Origin of the sequence: Pantoea sp. SJZ147, from assembly GCF_007828605.1 — a bacterium.
GTDB lineage: Bacteria > Pseudomonadota > Gammaproteobacteria > Enterobacterales > Enterobacteriaceae > Pantoea > Pantoea allii.
The window spans coordinates 209,236-233,741 of the sequence record NZ_VIVB01000004.1 but is presented as its reverse complement, the minus strand read 5'-3'; the positions used below and the strand labels follow the sequence as shown (position 1 = coordinate 233,741).

Genomic DNA, 24,506 nt, shown 5'->3' with positions numbered 1-24,506 from the left:
CCGACATTGCCCCAGCAATCTTTCAACGCCTGTAACATCTGCAAAATATATTTTTCGGCCCGGCGCGATGCATTTTGTCCGGTAATTGATTAGGATCATGATATTCACCCCCTTTAATATTAGCCTCTATGTCACTCTCTTCTTCAGACGGCGGACTTGCTGTGCCACAACGGTACTGGGCCATTCTGACGATCGCCATTGGTCTCATCATGGCGGTGTTAGACGGTTCGATTGCCAACGTGGCGCTTCCCACCATTTCACGTGAACTGCAGGCCAGTCCGGCCCAGTCGGTGTGGGTGATTAACGCCTATCAGATCGCCATTGTTTCTTCGCTGCTGTCATTGTCATTTCTGGGTGATATCGTCGGCTACCGTCGCGTGTATCAGTTCGGCCTGGTGGTGTTTGTCGCGACCTCCGTATTCTGCGCCCTGTCGTCCTCCCTGACGATGCTGACCGTTGCGCGCGTCATGCAGGGGCTGGGCGGTGCCGCGATAATGAGCGTGAACACGGCCCTGATACGCATTATCTACCCACCCCGCTATCTGGGACGCGGGATCGCCATTAACGCACTGCTGGTCGCGATCTCAACCGCCGCCGGGCCTACAGTTGCGGCGGCCATTCTCTCGCTCGCCAGCTGGCGCTGGTTATTCCTGGTTAACCTGCCGCTCGGTGCGGTGACACTGTGGCTTGCGTTACGCTACCTGCCGGATAACCCACAGCGGGCAAAAACACAGAAGTTTGATGTCATCAGTGCCGTGATGAATGCGCTTTTTTTCGGCCTGTTGATTTCTGCGCTGGGCGGCTTTGCACAGGGACAATCGCACTGGCTGATAGCCAGTGAAGTGGTGGTGGTCATCCTGGTGGGTTATTTCTTTATTCGTCGCCAGTTATCGATGGCGGTGCCGTTACTGCCGGTCGATTTATTGCGTATTCCCATTTTCGCCCTGTCTATCTGCACATCAGTGTGCTCTTTCTGCGCCCAGATGCTGGCCATGGTCTCACTGCCTTTCTATCTGCAAAGCGTACTGGGTCGTGATGAAGTTGCTACGGGCTTGCTGTTGACGCCCTGGCCGCTTGCTACCATGCTGCTTTCGCCGGTGGCTGGCCGCCTGATTGAGCGGGTGCATGCCGGTTTACTGGGCGGCATTGGTCTGGCTCTGTTTGCTGTCGGGCTGTTCCTGCTCGCCCGGATGCCAGTCCAGCCTGAGGATAGTGATATTATCTGGCGCATGATGCTGTGCGGTGCAGGTTTTGGCCTGTTTCAGTCACCCAATAACCACACCATCGTTACCGCAGCCCCGCGCAACCGCAGCGGCGGTGCCAGCGGTATGCTAGGAACGGCACGTTTACTGGGGCAGAGCAGCGGTGCAGCGCTGGTTGCGTTGCTGTTCAATCTGATGGGAAATGGCGGAACCCACGCCTCGCTGTTATTAGCCGGGGGATTCTCTACCGTCGCCGCCCTGCTCAGCCTGTCAAGGATGAAAGCGTCCTGAGTCCGGCGACAAAAAAGGCGACTGAGCAGTCGCCTTTTTATCGGGGTTTACTTCAGATATTCGCCGCTACGCAGCGCTTCGATACGTTTGTCTAACGGCGGATGCGACATAAAGAGTTCGCTAAATGACTTTCCTTTGCCGTTGATACAAAACGCCATCATGCTGCTGGGTTCCTGCGGCTCATAGCTGGTTTTCAGACGCTGCAAAGCCGCAATCATCTTCTCGCGCCCAACCAGTTTGGCCGAACCGGCATCGGCATGGAATTCACGATGGCGTGAAAACCACATGGTAATAATGCTGGCAAGGATACCAAACACCAGCTCAAGCACCATGGAAACGGCAAAGTACACCAGCGGATTACCGTTGCTGCTTTCTTCACCATCACGGTTGCCGGACATAAAACCGGCCGCAATCTGTGCCAGGATGCGCGACACAAAAATAACAAAAGTGTTCACCACACCCTGAATCAGCGTCATGGTAATCATGTCGCCGTTCGCAATGTGCGCAACTTCATGCGCCAGCACGGCCTCCGCCTCATCCCGGCTCATGTTTTGCAGCAGGCCGGTAGAAACGGCGACGAGGGAAGCATTACGTCGCGCACCGGTTGCAAACGCATTGATATCCGGCGCGTGGTAAATAGCGACCTGTGGCATCGCGATGCCCACTTGCTGTGCCTGGCGGCCAATGGTCTCAAGTAACCAACGCTCGGTTTCATTGCGTGGTTGTTCAATCACTTCACCACCGACCGAACGGAGCGCCATCCACTTCGACATCAGCAGTGAGACAAACGCACCGCCGAAGCCAAACAGACCTGCCATTATCATCAGGCCCTGAACACTGCTTGACTGAATTCCTGTCAGGCTGAGAATCAGCCCGAATACCAACATCACAGCCAGGTTGGTCAGCAGGAAAAGAGCAATACGCATCATAACGGTTAATCTTCCTCAGTAGTTCATGCGCTCATGCGCGGATACATATCCTATGAGCATTACGCGGGTTTTCAAGCGACCTTAACGTTTAAGTGCCTAAAAAGACATAACTTTACAATATGACACAACCTTCCGCGTAACCTGCCGAAAACCGCCCGGAAGAACACATTAACTGTGCTAATCACTGCCAAATTAATGATAAAAAAAAGCACCGCGCTGAGCGGTGCTTTTCGTCAATCTTATGCCGTTAGTTGGTCTTTGCCGCGGGAGCGTCGGGTAATGACTTCTCCAGTTGCGCCAGATCATTGGCAATTTTGACCGTTTCATCCAGATAAGGATCGGGCTCTTTATAGTCCTTCGGTAAATCATCCAGGCTTTTCAGCGGCTTTTTACCTTCAGCCTGATAGCGCGCATTAATCCGTTCCAGACGCAGTGCATCTTCTTCGTGATTCTCTTTCTCACGCTGGGCAAGATTGAGTGACACGATATTGCGTTTGTCTTTCATGGCATTAAAGCGAGCGATGTCCTTCATGATGTACTGGAACTCGCGATCTTTAGCGATACGTTCGTCGTGTTCTTTGGTCAGCTGCGGTGCCAGCGCTTTGACATCACCGGTCCTGGTGTACGTGGCGGCCGTAATGCTGTCCCACGGTAACGCGTTATCTTCAAACTTCTCGCCCGTTTCTGCCGCTTCTACGCCGGTCGGCATCAGCAGGTCAGGCGTAACGCCTTTGCGCTGAGTACTGCCACCGTTGATGCGATAGAACTTCTGAATCGTATACTGCACCGAACCCAGTGCCGGCCATTCCGGGCGCAGCATCTGATCGTAAATCCGGTTCAGAGAACGATACTGCTGAACGGTACCTTTACCAAACGTCGGCTCGCCAACAATCAGCGCACGTCCATAATCCTGCATGGCAGCCGCGAAGATTTCTGATGCTGAAGCACTGAAGCGATCAACCAGCACCACCAGCGGGCCTTTATAGTAAACAATGCCGTCGTTGTCGCTGTCCTGGCGAACGTGGCCGTTGTTATCACGCACCTGCACAACCGGGCCGCTGGGTATAAACAGGCCGGAAAGTGAAACCGCTTCGGTCAGCGCACCGCCGCCGTTGGTACGCAGGTCAATAACAATACTGTCCACATTCTGCTTCTGCAGTTTCTGCAGCTGTACCTTAACGTCATCGGTCAGGCCAACGTAGAAGCCCGGAATGTCCAGCACGCCGACTTTCTGTTTACCGACGTTATGAACGCTCATTTTAACGGCGCGATCTTCCAGACGGATTTTCTCACGCGTTAACGTCACAATGCGGGTCTTGGTGCCTTTGCCTGCAGGCAGAACCTCAAGGCGAACCTTGCTGCCTTTCGGCCCTTTAATTTTGGCGACCACATCATCCAGACGCCAGCCGATCACGTCTTCCATTGGCTTGCCCGGTTCACCGACGCCGACAATCCGGTCGCCAACGGTAATGGCTTTGCTTTTCGCCGCCGGACCGCCTGCCACCATCGAGTTGATAACGGTATAGTCATCATCCATCTGCAACACGGCACCAATACCTTCAAGCGACAGACTCATTTCAGTATTGAACTGCTCGGTATTACGCGGCGAGAGATAGTTGGTGTGCGGATCGATTTCGTGAGCAAACGAATTCATGGCCAGCTGGAACACATCTTCACTGTTGCTCTGCGCCAGACGGCGTATCGCAAAGTTATAGCGTTTGGTCAGCACTTCACGAATTTCTTTTTCGTCTTTCCCGGCGAGTTTAAGGCTCAGCTCATCGTATTTGACCTTGGCGTCCCACAGCGCATTTAACTCGCTCTGATCTTTCGGCCAGGGGGCTTTAGCACGGTCAATATCGATCGTGTCATTGCCGGAAAAGTTCATCGGGCGAGCCAGCACCGTGAGCGCATACTGATAGCGCTCAAAGCGGCGTTTCTGCGCCAGATTATAAAGATCGTAGAAAATATCCAGTTTACCGCTACGCAGCTCATCACCCAGTTGGGCTTTCTTGCTGGCAAACTGCGCGACGTCCGACGCCAACAATACGTTGTGGCTGTAGTCGAGCATATTCAGGTAGCGATCAAAAATCTTAGCGGAAAACGTACCGTCAAGATCGAACTGGCGGTAGTGAGAACGGGTAAACCGCGAGGTCACACGCTCGCTTACCGTCGGATCCTGCGGGTCCTCGTGCAATTGAGGAATTTGATCGGCACGCGTGATGTTCTCGGCCGCAAAGGAAGGGCCTGACAACAGCAGGCCCGCGATCAATCCAACTTTTAAAAGGGTGTTCATGCCGGGGTCAGCCTCCGTTTCAGAACTGCAAATGTTCTGCGCGCACAATCATTGCCATGCCGGAAGCGAGCTGCACCCGGACGCCGTCTTTTGATACTTCCAGAACGGTCGCGTCCATCGCACTTTTGCCTGCTTTAACTTTAATACTCTGGCCGGGTTGCAAAGTTGAGGTATCAGTGATGGGTTTAGCCTGCTGCTCCGGGCGTGGTGCCGGTTTGTGATTCTGTGATGCAGTAGGACGCTCAGCAGACTGTGGACGCGGCTTACGCGCGGCCTCACCTTCTGCCGGTTTACGCGAAGCAGGTTTACGTGGGCGACGTGGTGCAGATGCACCTTCTTCGCCTTCACCGGCTTCACGACGCGCGGCTCGCTGCTGGTCGCGTTGTGCCTGAACGCGCGCTTTCGCATCTTCAAGCTGCTTGCGGGCATGCTCCACGTGCTGCTCATCGAGCACACCACATGGGTTTCCATCGAGATCCACGCGGGTTGCGCCCGCTTTGATACCGTAGAGATAACGCCAGCTGGAGGTATAAAGGCGCAGGGCCGAACGCAACTGCGTTTTGCTCAGGTTCATTTCGCCCTGAACGCGCTCTACCAGATCCTGAAAGATACCGATTTTGAGCGGACGCGCTTCACCTTCAGCGCTAAAGCAGTGCGGAAAGCGCTCCGCCAGAAAGCTAATGACTTCTTTACTGCTATTCAACTTAGGTTGATTTTCCATGAAATTTCCTGATTACTACGGGTTTGCCGACCAGAGCAGGCATGAACAGGCGACATTATAATGACAACATCGCCAAATGCCATGCAATCCAGTCGATTAGCTGCGCGTCAGTTGCAAATATTTTTCTAAGTCACTGTTCGCGAGCACGTCGCAAAGCCCGTTAGTCAAGGCGACCAGCCCTTTTTCATCTTCACTATCAAAGCGATTGTATTCCACGCTGTCGATGTCCAGAACGCCGACAACCTGACCGTTTATTTTCAGAGGAATCACAATTTCTGCATTACTGGCCGCATCGCAGGCGATGTGTCCGGGGAAAGCATGGACATCATCAACACGCTGAACCTGTTCCTGCGCCAGTGCCGTACCACAAACTCCTTTACCCACCGGAATGCGGACGCAGGCAATCTTACCCTGGAACGGGCCAAGTACCAGCGTGTCCGCTTCCGTCAGCAGGTAGAAGCCTGCCCAGTTCACGCCTTCAAGACGTTCATACAACAGCGCGCTAAAATTACCCATCGCGGCGAGGAACGCCGTTTCTCCCGCCAGTAAGGCGCGCATATCGCGATCTAAATCGGCGTAAAAGGCAGTTTTGTTCATTATTCAACCGTTACTAGTGACATCCGAGCGGCTAACCACTCCGCTTGTTAAAAATAAGCACTAAAAATCCATAGCCATAAGGTGAATCATAGCGTTAGTTACTATAACCTTAACATTCTGTGGATCGAAGCGTGATACCCAAGACAGGTACCCAGGCGATGTCTTACTGACCCTTTGCGTTAATGACAATAAGCGAAACTTGCACTTAATGATGAAAATTCACGCTATCAGCCAGACATTGCCTCACGCACGTTATCAGCGTTGTCCGCAATGCGATACCCTTTTTTCCTTACCAGATGTGAAATCGCATCAGTCAGCGCACTGCCCCCGCTGCAACGCGCAGATTGTGAGCGGCCGTGACTGGTCAATGACGCGTTTACTGGCGATGGCGGCCACCATGCTGGTGCTGATGCCTTTTGCTTTTAGCATGCCGCTCATCGACATTCGCCTCCTGGGCATGCGCATTAATGCCAGTGTGCTGGAAGGCATCGTGCAGATGACGCTGCAGGGCAATGTTCTGACGGCCTCGATGGTCGCGTTCTGTACTATCGGTGCGCCAGTCACCCTGGTAGCGGGCATCGGCTACCTGGCGCTGGGTCAGCGTTTAGGCATGAACCTCCGTCCGGTGTTGTTGATGCTGGATAAGCTTAAAGAATGGGTCATGCTGGATATTTTTTTGATTGGCATCGCCGTGGCCTCAATCAAAGTGCAGGATTATGCCGATCTTGAACTGGGCTATGGGCTGGTGGCCTATGTGGCGTTAACCGTGCTGAGCGTGATAACCCTGATCCATCTGAACATGGAGCAACTCTGGGAACATTTTTACCCACAACAGCCTCAGGTGACGCGCCGGGACGATTTGCAGGTCTGCCTCAACTGCCACTATACCGACATTCCTGATGCGCGCGGGCGCTGTCCGCGCTGTCATACGCCGCTCGACTTTCGGCGTCGCCACAGCTTACAAAAATCCTGGGCCGCACTGATCGCTTCTATCGTGCTGTTGATTCCGGCCAATCTGCTGCCGATTTCTGTGGTGTATCTGAATGGTTCGCGCCGGGAGGACACGATTTTCTCCGGTATCCTTTCGCTGGCCTCCGGTAACGTCCCCGTGGCCGCCGTGGTATTTATCGCCAGTATTTTAGTCCCGTTTACCAAAGTGCTGGTGATGCTGGCGCTGCTGATCAGTATCCATTTCCGCTGCGAGCAAGGCATGAAAACCCGCATTCGTCTGTTGCGTTTTGTTACCTGGGTTGGACGCTGGTCTATGCTGGATCTGTTTGTCATTTCACTAACCATGTCGTTGGTCAACCGTGATCAACTGCTGGCTTTTACCATGGGACCAGCCGCGTTTTACTTTGGCGCTGCTGTTGTCCTGACCATTATGGCCGTTGAGTGGCTGGATAGCCGCCTGCTCTGGGATGCACATGCAACAGGAAACGCCGACTACACCGACTAATGCTACGCTGCGCAATAAGCGTAAGATTTCGCCTTTTTGGCTTCTGCCCATTATCGCAATGCTGATTGCGGGCTGGTTGCTCTGGACAAGCTTTCAGGAGCGCGGCACCACCATTTCTATCAATTTCCAGACGGCCGATGGCATCGTGCCTGGGCGGACGCCTATTCGCTATCAGGGCGTGGAAGTCGGTACGGTGCAGGGCATCAATCTGAGCGATGACTACAGCAAGATTCAGATCAAAGCCAGCATCAAAAGCGATATGCGCGATGCGCTGCGTGAAAATACGCAGTTCTGGCTGGTCACGCCGAAAGCCTCGCTGGCGGGTGTGTCCGGTCTTGACGCGCTGGTTGGCGGTAACTACATCGGCATGATGCCAGGTGATGGTAAAGAAAGTGACACCTTCACCGCACTGGATACCCAGCCCAAATACCGCGTGAACACCGGTGAGCTGATGATTCACCTGCATTCACCTGACCTCGGCTCGCTAAATACCGGCTCGCTGGTGTATTACCGTAAAATCCCGGTAGGTCGGGTTTATGATTACAGCATCAACGGTCAAAATAACGGCGTTTCGATTGACGTCCTTATTGAACGCCGCTTCGTGAATCTGGTGAAAACCAACAGCCGCTTCTGGAATGTGTCGGGGATGAACGCTGACGTCAGCCTGAGCGGTGCCAAAGTCCAGCTTGAAAGCCTGGCGGCACTGGTCAACGGCGCTATCGCCTTCGACTCCCCTGACGGCGCTGAAGCCGCGAAAACCGATCAGAACTACCAGCTGTATCCCGATCTGGCACACAGCCAGCGCGGCGTGCTGATATCACTTGATCTTCCCAGCGGGGATAACCTCTCGGCAAACCGGACGCCGCTGATGTACCAGGGCTTAGAAGTGGGCACCCTGACCAAGCTGAATTTGCAGGATGGCGGTAAAGTGACGGGCGAGATGACGATCGATCCGTCGGTCGTGGGCCTGATGCGCGCAGGCACCCGCATTGAGATGCGCAGTCCTAAACTCAGCCTTACCGATACCAGCCTGAGCAGCTTACTCACCGGTAACACCTTTGAACTGGTGCCGGGCGACGGTGCGCCGCAGCAGCATTTCACGGTGGTCGCGCCCAACAAGACGTTACTACAAAAACCCAATGTCCTCACGGTTAAGCTCAGTGCTCCCGAGAGCTATGGCATTGATGCGGGACAGCCGCTGATGTTACACGGCCTGAAAATCGGCCAGGTAATTTCGCGGGATCTGGATGAAAACGGCGTTAACTTTGTGGTCGCAGTCGATCCTGAACAGCGGCAACTGGTCCATGGTGACAGCAAATTCATTGTTAACAGTCGTCTTGACGTGAAGTTTGGTCTGGATGGCATGCAGGTGCTGGGTGCCAGCGCCCGCGAATGGGTTGACGGTGGCATTCGCCTGGAGCCGGGTAAGCAAGGCGCACCCAAAACGGCTTATCCGCTGTTTGCCGATGCCGAACGCGCAGAAGAAGGTATTACCGGCGATGGCCCGTCAACCACACTGATGCTGACTGCCAAAAGCTTACCTGACGTGCAGGCTGGCTCCATCGTGCTCTATCGCAAATTCCAGGTGGGTGAAATTACCAACGTCACGCCGCGAGCCGATGCGTTTGATATTGCAGTCCATATCAAACCGGAATACCGCAAGCTGGTCTCTGGCGAAAGTGTGTTCTGGGCGGAAGGCGGCGCACGTGTTCAGCTTAACGGCAGCGGCTTAACCGTGCAGGCGTCACCTTTGAACCGTGCGTTAAAAGGGGCCATCAGCTTTGATAACCTGACGGGCGCGAAAGTTGATAAAGGCGTTAAACGGGTGCTGTATCCGTCTGAAACTGCGGCCCGTGCGGTCGGCAGCCAGATTACGTTACATACCTACGACGCCAGCAAACTGTCCGCCGGTATGCCAATTCGCTACCTGGGGATTAACGTCGGGCAAATTGAGTCACTGTCGCTGAGCAATGATAACAATCAGGTGGTGGCGAAAGCCGTGCTTTACCCTGAATATGTCCAGAGTTTCGCCCGCGTCGACAGCCGTTTCTCCGTCGTGTCACCAGAGATTTCTGCTGCGGGCGTCAATCATCTGGAAACCATTCTGCAGCCCTACGTTAATGTCGATCCGGGCAAAGGCCGTGGCGCGCGGACGTTTGAGCTGCAGGAAAGCACCATTACCGACTCACGTTACCTCAACGGCCTGAACATCTATGTTGATGCCACCGAGGCGGGTTCCCTGTCACTGGGGACGCCGGTGCTGTTCCGCGGGGTGGAAGTGGGTACGGTGACCGGCACCTCGCTGGGTAATATGGCGGACCGCGTCCAGATCGCCCTGCGCATCAGTAAGAAATACCAACATCTGGTGCGTAATAATTCCGTATTCTGGCTGGCCTCTGGCTACAACCTGGACTTTGGACTGATTGGTGGTGTGGTGAAAACCGGCACCTTCCAGCAGTTTATTCGCGGTGGTATTCAGTTTGCTACGCCGCCAACGGTGCCGCTGGCTCCGCAGGCGACCGCAGATAAACACTTCCTGTTGCAGGATGAACCGCCTAAAGCGTGGCGGAACTGGGGAACGGCGATTCCGGACCCAAATCAGCCTTAAGACAGACGGGCAGAGCAGGCTGCCCGTTTTCTTTCTGCGTGCTACACTGCCACCTTTGCCTCAAAGAGAACCTATCCGTGTCCGACTCCGCCTCACGCTTCCCTGCCGACTTCCTTGACCTGATACGCCAGAGTTTGCCCGATGACACCAGCCTGCAGCAGTTTATGGATATCAGCCTGCAGCCTTTGCGCCGCAGCCTGCGGGTTAACACCTTAAAGATCAGCGTGAGCGACTTTCTGGCACAAACGGCCCACTACGGCTGGCAGTTAACGCCCGTGCCCTGGTGCAAAGAGGGATTCTGGATCACCCGCGAGGATGAAAGCCTGCCATTGGGCAGCGTCGCCGAGCATCTGAGCGGCCTGTTCTATATCCAGGAAGCCAGCTCGATGCTGCCGGTAACGGCATTGTTTGATGCGCAACCCGATGCGATGAGCGTCATGGACATGGCCGCGGCACCCGGCTCAAAGACCACCCAGATTGCCGCCTGTATGCATAATCAGGGCGTCATCCTTGCCAATGAGTTCTCCTCCAGCCGGGTCAAAGTGTTGCACGCCAATATTACCCGTTGCGGCGTCACCCATAGCGCACTCACGCACTTTGATGCCCGCGTCTTTGGACCTGCGCTACCGGAGCAGTTTGATGCGATCTTGCTGGATGCGCCCTGCTCCGGCGAAGGTGTCATGCGTAAAGACGCTGATGCCCTGAAAAACTGGTCGCTTGCCAGCACCCATGATATTGCCGCTACCCAGCACGATCTGATTGACAGCGCGTTTCATGCCCTGAAGCCAGGCGGTACGCTGGTGTACTCCACCTGTACGCTGAATCAGATTGAGAACCAACAGGTGGTAGCCGGGCTACTTGAGCGCTATCCGAACGCCGTCGAAATTGCCCCCTTGCAGTCATTGTTCGCAGGTGCGGAGCGGGCAGCCACGCCTGAGGGGTTCCTGCACGTTTTTCCTCAGCTGTTTGACAGTGAAGGTTTCTTCGTCGCCCGCTTACGTAAAACGGCGTCCGTCGAGCGTTTGCCCGAACCGACTTATAAAGTCGGTAAGCTGCCGTTTAGCCACCTGAGCCGCAAGCTCGAAAGCGAAATTGTGCAGGCAGCCGCGAAGGTCGCCATTCAATGGGATGACAGTCTGCAGCTCTGGCAGCGTGATAAAGAGATCTGGCTGTTCCCGACCGCGGTTACACCGCTGTTAGGTAAGGTGCGCTTCTCGCGGATTGGCCTGAAGCTGGCAGAGACCTTTGCAAAAGGCTATCGCTGGCAACATGAGGCGGTTATCGCGCTGGCCTCACCGCGCCCTGAGCAGACGTTTGCGTTGAGCGAGGCGGAAGCCGAAGAATGGTATCGCGGTCGTGATATCTATCCTGAAAATGCGCCAACCCTCGACGAAATGATAGTGACCTATCAACATCAGCCGCTGGGTCTGGCCAAACGTGTTGGTAACCGCATTAAAAACAGCTACCCGCGCGAGCTGGTGCGTGATGGCAGGCTGTTCCGCTAGGCGCACGCACACAATGTGACACTGTCACGTTGCGTGCCCTGTTTTTGGCCCAGGATTGCGGTTAAATCGGGCGTGATGTGATTGAAGATGCGTTAAACAGGACAGGACCACGCCGGACGCCGCCGGCGCGTTCAGCCTTTATGCGTTGCGCAGTTTGGCGGGATGCGTCAGCAGTTTAGCCGCAGGCCGGATTGGCCGCCGGACTAATTCCCCGCCACAGTTTGGACACAGCCCTTTAAGATGCTGCTCAGCACAGGGAGCGCAATAGGTACATTCGAACGAACAGATGCGCGCATCGTAGGATGCGGCAGGCAAGTCGGTATCACAGCGTTCACAGTTAGGGCGCAGTTCTAACATGGCATCCTCCTTGGCGGTAGCGGCTGTCAGCGTGGCAAAAGCCGCACCGCTTGTCGAGGATTTTCATCTTGCCATCAGGATGCCGTATGGATTTTATCAGCGGTTAGCGTGTTCCTGATTTTGCCTATCCTTGCTGCCCCGATCGTCATCATCCTCTTTATTCTCATCGTCATCCTCGTTCTCTTCGTCGCTATTCACCATCGCCGCCTGAATCGCCTCATCTTCCAGCACAGGGTTAAGCGCCGCGCCTAATGGCGATGTCGCCAGGCTGTCTGGCAAGACCACATGGGGCAGCGGTACTTCGGTGGTCGGCAACGGAAGCGGCGTTTTCATATAGCTCAATGCGGCAATCAGCAGCGTACACAGGGTGAAGAACAGATAAAGCATGTTGCTGCCAAACGGCTGAATTAATGCCCCCACCAGCAAAGGACCGATACTGGCACCGATGCCAAAGGCCATCAATAAACAGGCCGTGAGTGACACGCGCTGCTCGGCAGCCACCTGATCGTTAGCCAGAGCGACCTGTAAAGGATAAAGCGAAAACTGCACCATGCTGGCGACAAACGCGATGCCCAGCACCCAGTTGAAAGAGAGGTTTGGCAATACAACCAGCGGCAGACAGGCCAGCATCAATACGACGGAAATATAGAACAACAGTCGCTGGCGGTCGTAGCGATCGGACAGCCAACTGAGGGGAAACTGTGAAACCAGCCCGGCGAAAATAGTCAGGCTCATGAATATCCCGGTTTGGGCATCGCTGAACCCTTTACTGCTGGCGTAAACCGGTGCCAGGCCATAAAACGCACCGACCACCATACCGGTTAACAAGGTGGTACTGAGCAACTTTGGAATCGTGCGAATAAAATAGCTCAGCTCCATGGGCGCGGGCGACATGGGCCGCACATGGGTGCGCGTTGTCAGGGCGATGGGCACCAGACAGAGCGCAAAACAGAGGGCCACAATCAACAACGTATTGATACCAAAACCGCTTTGCAGCGTCAGCACCACCTGGCCACTACTCAACCCAAGGTAAGTTGCCACCATATAGAAGCCAAAAATCAGGCCGCGCTGTGAAGATTCCGCCTGATCATTGAGCCAGCTTTCCAGCACCATGTACTGACACATCATGCACAGGCCGATAATCAGACGCAGAAAAACCCATAGCGGTATAAAGTCTGTCAGACCGTGCCCTATCACCGACGCGGTGATAATACCGGCACAGGCCACATACGCACGAATATGGCCGACGCGCGCAATCAGGTTGTGCCCCACTTTTCCGCCGATCACCAGGCCAATGTAATAGGCTGCGATAATCGCACCGATCACCGCACCGTTAACCTGTTCATGCGCCAGACGCAGCGACACATAGGTCGTCAGCAACCCCGATCCCAGCAGCATCAGTAACGTAGTGGTGTAAAGCGGCAGAAATGTTCTAAGAATTTTTCGCATACGACTCCCTGTCAACCACGGTAATCGGTGTCCTGTAATGTTTAAAGATAGTTGATTTTGTGACGGTTTAGGTCGGGACTATTCCGACTATGAAAAAAGCCCGTAAACCTCTCGGCTTACGGGCTGCTGACTCAGGCGTTGGGGAAGGTAATGTTGCTTCCCGGTGCCTCGCGATGGAGGTGGATAAAGTTCAGGTGACGTTCATATTGATCGAGGATATCAATAATCACCTGCTCTTTGCTGTAGTCCATCAGGTCATTGCCCTGACTGCCTTCCAGCAGGAAGGTTTCCAGTCGGTAATAGGTGGACTTACCGCTACGCGCCCGGTAGGTAAAACCAGGTACCGAGTATTGCTGCGGCCAGACCTGGTAGAGGAAGTCCTGCTCGTCGCCCAACTGAACGCGCAAATCCAGATAACCCAGCGGATGCTCGTCGTCAGCCGCCACCTTATCCAGCGAAACCCTGGCGCCACGCAGCTCCAGCTCTTTTGCCACTTCCTGCATGGCAGGGAAGATGGTCTCTTCCATCATCTTCAGGGTGTAACGCGAGCCGGGGTAGTTCATCAGCCGCGACAGACGTTTTTTCCAGGTCAGACGATCGGTTGCATGTGCCAGGTAAGGCGCAGTATCGCGTGTTGCACTGGCACGACGGTAGTCCTCTACCTTGAGTGACTTATACAATCCCGCCATCACAAAGAAGATCACGAAGCTAAACGGCAGCCCCATAATCACCGTGGCATTTTGCAACGCGGTGATGCCGTTGGTCATCAGCATACTCAACGTCAGCACACCAATCGCCACCGACCAGAAGATACGCAGCCAGTTGGGCGCATCGCTGTTGATGTCTTTCAGTTTTGAGGTGAAGTTACCTAACACCAGCGAACCGGAATCCGCCGAGGTGACGTAGAACAACATACCGGTAATGGTTGCCACCGATGCGCTCAGCTTAAACGCCGGATACTGGGCCAGCAGGCTATAGAAACCGCGCTCTGCGTGCGTCATCACTTCCTGGGCAAAGCCCGCGTCGCCATGAATAATTTCATACAGGGCAGCGTTACCGAATACAGACAGCCAAAGCAGCGTAAAGGTAAAAGGAATCACCAGCGTGCCAAGAACGAACTCACGGATGGTACGACCACGTGAAATACGCGCCAGGAACAGGCCAACGAATGGCGACCAGGCAACCCACCAGGCCCAGAAAAACAGCGTCCAGCTGTTCATCCACTGTGTTGGCCGATCAAAAGCAAAGGTATTCAGCGTCATGCCCATAAAGCGGTTGATATAGTCGCCCACATTAAGGACCAGCGCATTAAGCAGGAAGCTGGTATCACCGGCAAACAGGACAAACAGAATCAGGCCAAGTGCCAGTGCCACATTCAGCTCGGACAGAATACGGATACCTTTGTCCACGCCAGAGGTAACAGAGATGGTCGCGATAACCACCGACAGAATGATCAGGGCCGTCTGGGCGGTCAGCCCTTCGGGAACATCAAACAACACCTTCAGCCCGTAATTCAGCTGAACAACGCCGATGCCCAGCGTGGTTGCGATACCAAAAATCGTGCCGACAACCGCCGCAATATCCACGGTATGTCCAATCGGGCCGTTAATGCGCTTTCCAAAGATAGGATACAGCGCCGAGCGGATGGTTAACGGCAGATTATAACGGTAGCTAAAATAACCCAGCGCAATGCCCATTAAGGCATACATTGACCAGCCGGTTAAGCCGTAGTGGAACAGCGTCCAGACCATCGCCTGGCGGGCCGCCTCCATGGTCTGCCCTGCACCTTCCGGCGGCTGCATATACTGTGAAACAGGTTCCGCTACCGAAAAGAACATCAGGTCAATACCGATACCGGCGGCGAACAGCATCGCCGACCAACTCAGTACACTGAACTCAGGCTTTGACTGCTCTGGCCCCAGCTTGATCGAGCCGAAGCGCGAACACGCCATATAAACCACAAAGACAATGTACAGCGTTGCCGCCAGCATGTAATACCAGCCAAACGCGGCTGACACCCAGTTAACTGCCTTTAAAATCCAGCCTGCAGCTTCGTTGCTAAACAGAATGGTGATGAGTGAAAACGTCAGAATCAATCCTGCCGATGTGTAAAACACTACAGGATTGATTCTGTCTTTTTCACTAGTTGGTGGACTCGTCATCGTTTACCTCTGGTTGTTGGCTTGTAAATTCTGCAAGAGATCAATCCGGTTAAAAATCCGGCGCCCTGGCGGCATGTGTTTTTTTACGCTTCGTTTCCTGCTGTTACATTCTGGTCAAAACTAGCAAATCTGCCACACTTACCGCTTCACTTACTCAACTTTTAAGACACATCATCCTAACAAGGTTTCTATTTATATTGAACATCCAATCAAAAAAAGTTTAAATAGAGGCTCAGTTTCAGGCTGGAGTGAAAGTCATGCCAAAGGTAGGGATGCAGCCAATACGACGTCGGCAGTTGATTGATGCCACGCTGGGCACCATCAATGAAGTCGGCATTAATGATGCCACCATTGCCCAGATTGCGCGGCGCGCAGGCGTTTCAACGGGCATCATTAGTCATTATTTCAAGGACAAGAATGGCTTGCTGGAAGCCACCATGCGCGATGTAACCCGACAACTGCGTGAAGCGGTCGCGCGTCGGCTGGCGCCACTGGCGCAGGCTTCGGCAGAAGTCCGGCTGCGCGCTATCGTCGACGGCAATTTTGACGAAAGTCAGGTGGAACGCGCGGTAATGAAAGCCTGGCTTGATTTCTGGTCAAGCAGCATGCATCAGCCTCAGCTTCGACGGCTGGAACGGGTCAGCCACCGGCGCTTGTTTTCAGCGCTGGCAGTGGAATTTCGCCGCCAGTTGCCCAAAGAAAAGGCCCGCCTTGCCGCCCACGGGCTGGCCGCCATGATAGATGGCCTGTGGTTACGCGCCGCACTGAGCGGAAAGCCTTTTGACCCGGCTACCGCCCGGACACTGACCACCCAATTCATTCGTCAGCAGTTAGCTGGCGAACACGAGTAACGGAACCAGGAGAAATTATGTCCCGATTCAACGAGCAACAACTCTACATCAATGGTACTTACGTTGCCGCCACCTCTGGGGAAACCTTCCAGAGCATTAACCCGGTTAACGGTGAGGTACTGGCTGATGTTCAGATCGCCGGACGCGAGGATGTCGATCGCGCCGTTGCCGCTGCCCGAAAAGGACAAAAAGTCTGGGCGGCCATGACCGCAATGGAACGTTCACGCATTCTGCGTCGTGCGGTTGATATCCTGCGCGAGCGCAATGATGAGCTGGCTGAACTGGAGATGCTTGATACCGGTAAGCCGTTCAGTGAAACCGTAAGCGTTGACATCGTTACCGGTGCCGACGTGCTGGAATATTACGCTGGGCTGATCCCTGCGCTGGAAGGCCAACAAATTCCGCTGCGTGATACCTCATTTGTTTATACCCGCCGCGAACCACTGGGTGTTGTCGCAGGCATCGGTGCTTGGAATTACCCGATTCAGATTGCACTCTGGAAGTCTGCGCCAGCGCTGGCGGCGGGTAACGCCATGATCTTTAAACCAAGCGAAGTTACCCCGCTGACAGCGCTGAAACTGGCTGAAATCTACACAGAAGCCGGCGTGCCAGATGGTGTGTTTAACGTGCTGCCGGGCACCGGCGCGGTCACCGGCCAACTGCTGACCGAACATCCGGGCATCGATAAGGTGTCATTCACCGGCGGTGTGGTCAGTGGCAAGAAAGTCATGGCGAACGCGGCAGGTTCCACGCTGAAAGACGTCACGATGGAGCTGGGCGGTAAGTCTCCGCTGATTATTTTTGATGATGCCGATCTCGACCTGGCCGCCGATATTGCCATGATGGCCAACTTCTACAGTTCTGGTCAGGTGTGCACTAACGGTACGCGGGTGTTTGTGCCTGCCGCCCTGCAGTCTGCCTTTGAGGCCAGGATTCTTGAGCGCGTTGCACGTATTAAAGCAGGCGACCTGCGCGATCCTGACACTAACTTTGGTCCGCTGGTCAGCTTTAGCCACCGTGATAATGTCATGCGCTTTATTGCATCTGGCATTGAAGAAGGCGCACGTCTGCTGTGCGGCGGTAAGCGCTTAACCGGCGAAGGCTTTGATCAGGGTGCCTGGGTTGAACCCACCGTATTCAGCGACTGCCGTGATGAGATGAAGATTGTCCGTGAAGAAATCTTTGGCCCGGTCATGTCGATTCTGAGTTACACCTCTGAAGACGAAGTTGTGCGCCGCGCCAATGACACCGAGTTCGGCCTGGCTGCCGGTCTGGTGACGCAGGATCTGAACCGCGCACACCGGGTGATCCATCAGATTGAAGCCGGCATTTGCTGGATTAACACCTGGGGTGAGTCCGCCGCCGAAATGCCGGTTGGCGGTTACAAGCACTCTGGCGTGGGACGTGAAAACGGCCTGATGACGCTACAGAGCTACACCCAGGTCAAGTCGGTTCAGGTGGAACTGACGCGTTTTCAGTCTGTATTTTAATCCCCTAACCTGAGGAACGACGAATGGAATTTGATTACATTATCATCGGAGCCGGATCCGCAGGGAATGTTTTGGCTACCCGACTCACCGAAGACAGCAACGTAAATGTTTTACTGCTGGAAGCGGGCGGCCCTGACTACCGTTTTGATTTTCGCACCCAGATGCCTGCAGCCCTGGCTTACCCTTTACAGGGAAAACGTTATAACTGGGCGTACGAAACAGAGCCTGAGCCCTACATGAACAACCGCCGGATGGAATGTGGCCGAGGCAAAGGCCTGGGCGGTTCATCGCTGATCAACGGTATGTGCTATATCCGCGGTAACGCCATGGATCTGGACAACTGGGCTGACATGCCTGGGCTGGAGAACTGGAGCTATCTGGACTGCCTGCCCTACTACCGTAAATCAGAAACGCGCGATACCGGTGCCAACGATTACCATGGCGGTGACGGTCCGGTCAGCGTCACTACGCCGAAGAAAGGCAATAACGTTCTGTTTGAAGCGATGATTCAGGCTGGCGTTCAGGCGGGCTATCCGCGTACCGATGACCTTAACGGCTATCAGCAAGAAGGCTTTGGCCCGATGGACCGGTTTGTGACGCCTGAAGGCCGACGCTCCAGTACCGCTCGCGGCTATTTGGACAGGGCGAAAAGCCGTCCTAACCTGAAAATCACCACACATGCCACGACTGACCGCATTTTGTTTGAAGGTAAGCGCGCGATTGGCGTCGAGTATTTAATCGGTGACAGCAATACGTTGCACACGGCTCACGCACGTCGTGAAGTCCTGCTGTGTGCGGGTGCCATTGCCTCACCACAAATTCTGCAACGCTCCGGCGTCGGTGCATCAGCGCTACTGAAGCAGTTCGATATTCCCGTGGTACACGACCTGCCAGGCGTCGGTGAAAATCTGCAGGATCACCTTGAGATGTATCTGCAGTACGAATGCAAAGAACCGGTATCGCTTTATCCGGCCTTGAAATGGTGGAATCAGCCTAAGATTGGTGCGGAGTGGCTGTTTAACGGCACCGGCGTGGGAGCAAGTAACCAGTTTGAAGCGGGCGGCTTTATTCGTAGCCGTGAGGAGTTTAGCTGGCCAAATATTCAGTACCACTTCCTGCCGGTGGCGATTAACTACAATGGCTCAAACGCAGTTGATGCGCATGGTTTCCAGTGCCACGTGGGTTCAATGCGTTCACCGAGTCGCGGTCACGTGCACCTGAAATCACGCGATCCGCGTCGCCATCCGGCTATCCTGTTCAACTATATGTCTCATGAACAGGACTGGCATGAATTCCGCGATGCGATTCGTATCACGCGTGAGATCATTAATCAGCCCGCGCTGGATAAATACCGTGGTCGCGAAATCAGTCCCGGTATTGAATGCCAGACCGATGAACAGCTGGATGAGTTCGTGCGTAACCACGGCGAAACGGCCTACCATCCTTGCGGCACCTGTAAAATGGGCAACGATGAGATGTCAGTCGTTGACAGTGAAGGCCGCGTTCACGGGCTGCAGGGGCTACGCGTTGTCGATGCCTCTATCATGCCGCTGATTATCACCGGTAACCTGAATGCGACCACCATCATGATCGGTGAAAAAATTGCCGACAGCATTCGTGGCCTTGAACCACTGCCACGCAGCACGGCAGACTACTATGTTGCAGGGGATGCTCCCGTCCGCACGGCGCCAGAACGCACGGCGTAACGGTTTTCAGTGCCACCACCAAGCCGGACATCTGTCCGGCTTTTTTATTTCTCTGCCAGAACGAAACCGCGCCTCAACCCACGTCATATTCACCTGATATTCGTCAAATATCCGAACAAACAGACTGTCTCTTCATCTGACTACGTGATATAACGCTGTGGTGTTTATTACCGGAGGCTTTATCCGTCCACTGAAGAGAAGCAACAACGTGGATGCATTGTTAAATTATGAGCAGGACGTTCATTACGCTTTTTACCGCCCTTTTAACCCTTACCGCTTTTAGCGTTAACGCCGTCGATCAGCACTGGCGCAGCGCGCTTTAGTCCCCTCTCTGCCAGCAAATTTCTCTTTCTGCCGTTGCGTTACGCATCACGGTAAATCATGACGTTTATTTGTGGAGAAAACCCATGCGCGCCTGGGGATTATTAGCACTCGCTATTGTTACGGAAATCATTGGCACCTTAACCATGAAATGGTCCAGCCTGAATCAAAGCCAGACGGGCTATGTGATCATGCTGGGGATGATTGCCTGTTCTTATCTCTTTCTGAGTTTCGCCATTAAGCGCATTGCGTTGGGTGTCGCTTATGCGCTCTGGGAAGGCGTTGGCATTATGCTGATCACCGTATTTAGCGTGCAGCTGTTTGACGAAACCTTATCGCTGATGAAAGCCTGCGGCCTGTTCACCCTGGTTGTCGGCATCCTGTTAATGAAAGCCGGCAGCGGTGAGGTTAAGGAGGCAGAACATGATCCTGCCTGATCTTATTCACTTTGCCTGGCTGGCGCTGGCCGTACTGCTGGAGATCGCCGCTAATATTTTACTTAAGTACAGCAACGGCTTTAAAAAACCCGGTTATGGGATTCTGTCGTTGGCCTGCGTGCTGCTGGCGTTTAGCGCGCTGTCTCAAGCGTTAAAAGGCATCGAGTTGTCGATTGCGTATGCCCTGTGGGGCGGCTTTGGCCTCGTCGCGACCGTGGCAGCAGGATGGATTCTGTTTGATCAGCGGCTCAACCGAACAGGCTGGGCCGGGCTTGCCCTGCTATTACTGGGAATGATTATCCTTAAACTGGCCTGACACTGCGGGGACGGTGACGTCCCCCATTGTCATTTATGACGTCACGCGTATCAGGCGATGCGCAAAAACATCCCTGCGCGCTCGGGAGGCAGTGCCGGTTCAAAACCATAGCGCGCATAAAAAGCGGGCGTACCGTGGCTGGCGATTAAACTGATATAAGCTGACGGCGGTGCGTGACGCTGAATATAATTCATCAGCGCACGCATAATACGATCGCCTACGCCTTTCTTTTGATGCTGCGGGATCACTGCAATATCCGTAATGACAAAAAAGCATCCTCCGTCCCCGATGACCCGGCCAATACCAATGGGGCTATCCTGGTGATAAACAACAATGCTGTATAAGCCATTTTTTAGCCCAATCCCGGCCGCCTTGACCGATTTGTCACTTAGCCCGGCGCGGGTTCTGATCTGACGATAGGTTTCTACAGACGGTATTTCTTCCTGAATGATATAGTCCACGTGAATAACCTCCTGGTAATATAAACGGCCAACCCCTTTTCGGTTTCATTCATCTTAATGGTGAAAAAACGCGGGATATAACGATGATTTCTGAGCCAAAAGGTGAGTTAAACTCACCGTTGACCGCTACCCGGATGCCCTCATTAGTGGCTTTACGTTGTTTTGAGGCGGCGGCGCGCTTTGAGAATTTTGCCCGGGCGGCGGACGAACTGCATCTTACGCCCGGCGCAGTCAGCCGTGCGGTGCGCGTGCTTGAAGAGGATTTGGGGATTGCACTGTTCGAACGGCGTAACCGGAAAGTTTACCTGACCGAGGCGGGCAGAAACCTTGCTGATGCGGTCAGTAATGGCTTTGCCATGATTTCCCGCAGCGTAAGCCAGTTACGCGCGGGGACTCGCCAGCGCGTCCTGTCCTGCGAACCCACGTTACTGATGCGCTGGCTGATTCCGCGTTGGGGAGAATTTGAGGCGCGCTTCGGAAAACATGAAATCCATCTGGTGGCGGCCAGCGGCGCATTCTCCTTTAATCAGGGCATCGACTTTGCCATTCGCCGCAATGACTTCCCTGAAGCGCCGACCTGCCATGTTGAACACCTGTTTATGGAAAAAGTCGGGCCGGTGTGCCGACCCGATCGTGTCGCAGCCTGGTTTGATGAAGGCAGCAGCCTGAAGCAAGAGGCACCTTTGCTGGTTTCCCGCAGCCGATCCAACGCCTGGCAGGCGTGGTCGGCGGCAAGGGGAATAGCGGAACCGACCAATGCACTGCAATGTTTTGAGCACTTCTACTTTAGCCTTCAGGCGGCGGTTGCCGGTATCGGCGTAGCGATAGGACCCTGGCAGCTCGTCAAAGACGATCTGCAGAGTGGCCTGCTGGCCGCCCCGTTGGATTTTGTTGAAGATGGCACGCAGTATTGTCTGTTCTCACCTGAGGTGGCTAAAGCCGGAAGCGTTGAGCGCGATCTAACCGACTGGCTGCACGACATCAGCTGAACGCTCGCCATCGACACTCGCGTTATCCGATCGTGCCCGCGTGCTCTTAGCTGTACTTCACGAGCATTTGCAAAGCCTCATCAAAGTGGCCTTTCGCTTCGGCCTCGCGAAAATAGCGCACGCGCGCCACGCAGACTTCCGCAGGCGTTGCCCCGCTATGCAATAACGTCATCACCTCATCGGCAAACGCATCAAGCGGCATACTGTTGGCATCCTGTGACTGTCCGGGCGCCAGCTCGGTCTGCACCTGGGGCGGGATAATCTCAATCACCTCCACCTTTCCCTGCAATAGCGGCCGAATAGCCGCCGTATAGGAATGGAGTGCCGCTTTGGTCGCACTGTAAGTCGGTGACGCCGGAAAAGGCACAAAAGCCAATCCTGAGGAGACGTTGATGATGGCGGCATCGGGCTGACCGCTAAGATGATCGATCAGCGCATCCGTGAGCCTGATGGGAGCAATAAAATTGGTTTCTGTCATTCTGGCTACCTCGCTCAGATCCCGCACTGTAGTGATATCTTCGGGGCTGAACACACCGGCATTATTCACTAAAACATTCACGTGCGGGTAGGTGCGCAGTAGTTGAGGAATGGCGTTGTTGACGTCGGCTGCATCCGTAACCTCCATCACCCAGGTTGCAATCCGCTCTCGTCCGGCTGCCGCATCGTCTAAGGTTTCCTGCCGACGTCCGGTGATAATCACCTGATTTCCGGCGTCGTGCCAGCGATGTGCCAGTGCCCGCCCAATGCCCGATCCCCCGCCGGTAATCAACAACGTATTGCCACTCTTTTTCATGTTTTCGGTTCCCGTTTGACGTACCAGACAGCGGTAGCGAGCACATCATCTCGCCGTTCAATTATTAACCACAGCGTCAGAATCCTCTCACTTTTTTGTTTGCGGGTGGACTTGGCAACAGCGTTAAGGCTTAGTTACCGCCTTAGAGCCAGTATAACTAACTGATTAACGAGGTTTTACCATGTCTGCGACACGAGGTTGGTCCACGGAGCTGGAGGGGTTGCGTGGCATTGCTTCTCTTTGGGTACTGCTGGGGCACATCAGTCTGCTTATCCATTGCCATATCACCCTGATTTCCTCACCCGGCATTGGTGTGGATCTGTTTATCCTGCTTTCGGGTTATCTGATGGCGAAAAACTACGTAGAACGCCAGCATAAAGAGCCCTGGCAAAGTGCGGAAACCATCAAGAAATTCTGGTTACGTCGTTTTTTCCGCATCGCCCCACTCTACTATTTGCTGCTGGCCGTTGCGCTGATTTACGGCCCCTGGTTTGGTGAAATGCGCGATACCATTGCACAGTTTTATTCCGGCACCGCGACAGAATCCTCCCGCTATGCCGATCAGTCGTTGATGAACGTGCTAACGCACCTGTCGTTCCTGTTCGGCTTGCTGCCCGCCTATGGGTTCAATACAACGCTGCCCGACTGGAGCATTGGGCTGGAAATGCAGTTCTATCTGCTGTTTCCCTTTATTATGCTGGCGGTGATGCGCTTTGGCTATGCCACCGCCCTGCTGAGCATTATGGCGCTGAGCTGTGCCGGTCGTTACCTGCTGCCCGACTACTATGAAGCGTTTGAAATGCCATCGATGATTCTGATTAAACTGAATATGTTTATTTCAGGTATGTTGCTGGCCGAAGCCGTTCGACGCAAATCCCTGCTTTATATCGTGTTTGCCCTTGCCGGACCGGCAGTCAGCGTTCTTATCGGATTGGGTGCCATTAAGCTGCAGGTGATGCTGGAAGCCGTCATGATTATCGGTATGGCGGCCGTGCTGTGGCAGTATCAGGAAAACAGTCTGATGGCGAAACTGATCCAGATCCCACGCAAGCTTTTGAACAACCGACTGAGTACATGGTTAGGTGACGTCTCGTTTTCGGTTTATTTGCTGCACCTGCTGATCGTGATTCCAGCGATTGCGCTGTTGCTTAATCAGACGGATATCGAGTATCAACATGATCTGACGCGTTTCCTGATCGTGTGCGCCGTGTCGATTCCGCTGACCTATGGACTGGCATCTTTACTGTTCAAATACGTGGAAAAACCGGGGATCAATCTGGGTAAAAGGTTCCTGTCAGCTAAGCCTGCACGCTGACCGAACAATGGCTCGCGAGTGCGAGCCATTTTATTCACTTCACACGGCTTTACCCACCTCGTGCTGCCTTTCCCTCACGTGTTCATCCGGTGACTCCGGCGTATCGGCGATGCTGCTATGGGTTTTTAATCCGGCGACATGAACGCGATCGATCCTGGTGTGCACCAGACCTTGTGCGGTTGCCCCAAATGAAATCATCAAAAATAACCAGGCCACGGCTAACGGTTTCTTCATTGCGCTTTCCCATGCTGTGAATG

Annotated in this window: 21 protein-coding genes; 11 read left to right on the top strand and 10 right to left on the bottom strand. The window is 54.2% G+C overall.

Features of this window, described 5'->3' with window-relative positions; all coding sequences use genetic code 11:
* The first annotated feature begins 128 nt into the window (after window positions 1-128).
* Window positions 129-1,493 (top strand): MFS transporter, encoded by a 1,365-nt coding sequence (locus FBY13_RS08175; RefSeq protein ID WP_145393937.1) that lies wholly within the window; start codon window positions 129-131, stop codon window positions 1,491-1,493.
* Between the two features lie 47 nt (window positions 1,494-1,540).
* On the opposite strand, the gene htpX is transcribed toward FBY13_RS08175, so the two are convergent.
* The 4 genes from htpX to FBY13_RS08155 form a co-directional block, all read right to left on the bottom strand.
* Complete coding sequence (gene htpX, locus FBY13_RS08170) at window positions 1,541-2,422, bottom strand: protease HtpX (protein WP_063879856.1); 882 nt, start codon at window positions 2,420-2,422, stop codon at window positions 1,541-1,543.
* A gap of 247 nt (window positions 2,423-2,669) precedes the next feature.
* Window positions 2,670-4,715, bottom strand: coding sequence for a carboxy terminal-processing peptidase (prc, locus tag FBY13_RS08165; RefSeq protein ID WP_063879857.1), 2,046 nt, complete (start codon window positions 4,713-4,715; stop codon window positions 2,670-2,672).
* A gap of 19 nt (window positions 4,716-4,734) precedes the next feature.
* Entirely contained in the window at window positions 4,735-5,436 is a 702-nt protein-coding gene (gene proQ / locus FBY13_RS08160) for an RNA chaperone ProQ (protein ID WP_145393935.1), read from the bottom strand.
* A 96-nt stretch (window positions 5,437-5,532) separates the two neighbouring features.
* A complete protein-coding gene (locus FBY13_RS08155) occupies window positions 5,533-6,033 on the bottom strand; it encodes a GAF domain-containing protein (protein ID WP_063879858.1) in 501 nt (166 codons plus the stop codon).
* A 211-nt stretch (window positions 6,034-6,244) separates the two neighbouring features.
* Between FBY13_RS08155 and yebS the strand changes: the two genes are divergently transcribed.
* The 3 genes from yebS to rsmF all read left to right on the top strand — a co-directional run bounded on the left by yebS (window position 6,245) and on the right by rsmF (window position 11,602).
* Window positions 6,245-7,489, top strand: coding sequence for a membrane integrity lipid transport subunit YebS (yebS, locus tag FBY13_RS08150; protein ID WP_063881191.1), 1,245 nt, complete (start codon window positions 6,245-6,247; stop codon window positions 7,487-7,489).
* On the top strand, window positions 7,458-10,097 hold the full coding sequence (locus FBY13_RS08145) for a PqiB family protein (protein ID WP_063879859.1): 2,640 nt from the start codon (window positions 7,458-7,460) through the stop codon (window positions 10,095-10,097). The genes yebS and FBY13_RS08145 overlap by 32 nt, the downstream gene beginning before the upstream one ends.
* A gap of 77 nt (window positions 10,098-10,174) precedes the next feature.
* A complete protein-coding gene (gene rsmF / locus FBY13_RS08140) occupies window positions 10,175-11,602 on the top strand; it encodes a 16S rRNA (cytosine(1407)-C(5))-methyltransferase RsmF (RefSeq protein WP_145393934.1) in 1,428 nt (475 codons plus the stop codon).
* Window positions 11,603-11,740: 138 nt separating this feature from the next.
* Here the strand turns inward: rsmF and FBY13_RS08135 are convergent, their stop codons facing one another.
* The 3 genes from FBY13_RS08135 to FBY13_RS08125 all read right to left on the bottom strand — a co-directional run bounded on the left by FBY13_RS08135 (window position 11,741) and on the right by FBY13_RS08125 (window position 15,570).
* Window positions 11,741-11,959: a DUF1272 domain-containing protein gene (locus tag FBY13_RS08135; RefSeq protein WP_145393932.1), complete on the bottom strand. Its 219-nt coding sequence runs from the start codon at window positions 11,957-11,959 to the stop codon at window positions 11,741-11,743.
* A gap of 96 nt (window positions 11,960-12,055) precedes the next feature.
* A complete protein-coding gene (locus FBY13_RS08130) occupies window positions 12,056-13,408 on the bottom strand; it encodes an MFS transporter (protein ID WP_145393930.1) in 1,353 nt (450 codons plus the stop codon).
* Between the two features lie 131 nt (window positions 13,409-13,539).
* Window positions 13,540-15,570: a choline transporter gene (locus FBY13_RS08125; RefSeq protein ID WP_063879863.1), complete on the bottom strand. Its 2,031-nt coding sequence runs from the start codon at window positions 15,568-15,570 to the stop codon at window positions 13,540-13,542.
* 257 nt (window positions 15,571-15,827) lie between these two features.
* Between FBY13_RS08125 and betI the strand changes: the two genes are divergently transcribed.
* The 5 genes from betI (at window position 15,828) to mdtI (ending at window position 20,691) form a co-directional block, all read left to right on the top strand.
* A complete protein-coding gene (betI, locus tag FBY13_RS08120; protein WP_145393928.1) occupies window positions 15,828-16,421 on the top strand; it encodes a transcriptional regulator BetI in 594 nt (197 codons plus the stop codon).
* 17 nt (window positions 16,422-16,438) lie between these two features.
* Window positions 16,439-17,911: a betaine-aldehyde dehydrogenase gene (gene betB / locus FBY13_RS08115; RefSeq protein WP_145393926.1), complete on the top strand. Its 1,473-nt coding sequence runs from the start codon at window positions 16,439-16,441 to the stop codon at window positions 17,909-17,911.
* A gap of 23 nt (window positions 17,912-17,934) precedes the next feature.
* A complete protein-coding gene (gene betA, locus FBY13_RS08110; protein ID WP_096011175.1) occupies window positions 17,935-19,617 on the top strand; it encodes a choline dehydrogenase in 1,683 nt (560 codons plus the stop codon).
* A gap of 407 nt (window positions 19,618-20,024) precedes the next feature.
* Entirely contained in the window at window positions 20,025-20,375 is a 351-nt protein-coding gene (mdtJ, locus tag FBY13_RS08105) for a multidrug/spermidine efflux SMR transporter subunit MdtJ (RefSeq protein ID WP_145393924.1), read from the top strand.
* Window positions 20,362-20,691 carry a multidrug/spermidine efflux SMR transporter subunit MdtI gene (gene mdtI, locus FBY13_RS08100; protein ID WP_145393922.1) on the top strand — a complete coding sequence of 110 codons (330 nt, stop codon included), beginning with the start codon at window positions 20,362-20,364 and terminating at the stop codon, window positions 20,689-20,691. The genes mdtJ and mdtI overlap by 14 nt, the downstream gene beginning before the upstream one ends.
* Window positions 20,692-20,741: 50 nt before the next feature.
* Here mdtI and FBY13_RS08095 read toward each other — a convergent pair whose 3' ends face one another.
* Entirely contained in the window at window positions 20,742-21,152 is a 411-nt protein-coding gene (locus tag FBY13_RS08095) for a GNAT family N-acetyltransferase (RefSeq protein ID WP_145393920.1), read from the bottom strand.
* Between the two features lie 83 nt (window positions 21,153-21,235).
* Here FBY13_RS08095 and FBY13_RS08090 point away from each other — a divergent pair, with 83 nt between their 5' ends.
* Window positions 21,236-22,141, top strand: a complete 906-nt coding sequence (locus FBY13_RS08090) for a LysR family transcriptional regulator (RefSeq protein WP_145393918.1) — start codon at window positions 21,236-21,238, stop codon at window positions 22,139-22,141.
* A gap of 46 nt (window positions 22,142-22,187) precedes the next feature.
* On the opposite strand, the gene FBY13_RS08085 is transcribed toward FBY13_RS08090, so the two are convergent.
* Window positions 22,188-22,934, bottom strand: a complete 747-nt coding sequence (locus tag FBY13_RS08085) for an SDR family oxidoreductase (protein ID WP_145393916.1) — start codon at window positions 22,932-22,934, stop codon at window positions 22,188-22,190.
* Between the two features lie 181 nt (window positions 22,935-23,115).
* On the opposite strand from FBY13_RS08085, the gene FBY13_RS08080 reads away from it, so the two are divergent.
* A complete protein-coding gene (locus FBY13_RS08080) occupies window positions 23,116-24,249 on the top strand; it encodes an acyltransferase (RefSeq protein WP_063879870.1) in 1,134 nt (377 codons plus the stop codon).
* 39 nt (window positions 24,250-24,288) lie between these two features.
* On the opposite strand, the gene FBY13_RS08075 is transcribed toward FBY13_RS08080, so the two are convergent.
* Window positions 24,289-24,483 carry a hypothetical protein gene (locus FBY13_RS08075; protein ID WP_063879871.1) on the bottom strand — a complete coding sequence of 65 codons (195 nt, stop codon included), beginning with the start codon at window positions 24,481-24,483 and terminating at the stop codon, window positions 24,289-24,291.
* Window positions 24,484-24,506: the final 23 nt, after the last annotated feature.